This window comes from Rahnella sp. NRRL B-41462, from assembly GCF_003263525.1.
In the GTDB taxonomy this organism is placed as follows: Bacteria; Pseudomonadota; Gammaproteobacteria; order Enterobacterales; family Enterobacteriaceae; genus Rahnella; species Rahnella aceris.
The window spans coordinates 1-695 of sequence record NZ_JYDF01000160.1 but is presented as its reverse complement, the minus strand read 5'-3'; the positions used below and the strand labels follow the sequence as shown (position 1 = coordinate 695).

Genomic DNA, 695 nt, shown 5'->3' with positions numbered 1-695 from the left:
TTTTTCTTATAACTTATCGATTTCTTTGATTGAGTTTAAAAATTTTTGAGAAACTTATGCAAGTGAGGAAAGTCTGTGAAAGTGCGATGAAATACTCACCGCACTTTCACAGACTAAAAGAGGGGGTGAGAGGCGCAGGTGAAGGGCGGTAGTTGTTTGTAATAGACTACTTCATTTTTTCTGCTGTAACGGGCTGAGTCTTGCCTGAGTGTCGCACAGCGATAACCCTGAGCCCGATAGAAAGCTTCGGCGTCCGAACCTGACTGCATATCTGAAGACAGAACGGAGCAACGCAGGTTCTGTGCGGTATTTTCCAGTGCACGCATTAACAGACGACCGACGCCGCGTCGTCTCGCACGGGCACAGACCAGCAAAGTACTAACTTCGGCCTGATGAGGTAAATCCGGAGAATGGGCCAGATCGAGCTGAACGGTCCCAATGACACCTTGTTCATCTCTGGCGATCCAAAGCAGTCGCTCATTTTGAGTTAGTGCAGGGCGTAAATCATGAAAAGAGTCTTCCGCCTCTCTTTGTCCGGTGACGTGCGGGAACCCCACGCAAGCGCCTGTACTGTTGGCTTCGATGAGAAGTTGTGCCAGTTCATCTCTATAAACAGGCAATGTTGCGGCGTTGAGCATGACAATTTTCATAGCTGCACTCCTTAAAATAACAAAACAGTGCGTACGCAATGAAGA

The 695-nt window shown here is 47.9% G+C and carries 1 protein-coding gene; it reads right to left on the bottom strand.

Annotated elements, in window-relative coordinates:
- Positions 1–113 precede the first annotated feature (113 nt).
- Complete coding sequence (locus UC14_RS25665) at positions 114–650, bottom strand: GNAT family N-acetyltransferase (RefSeq protein ID WP_013577416.1); 537 nt, start codon at positions 648–650, stop codon at positions 114–116.
- Positions 651–695: the final 45 nt, after the last annotated feature.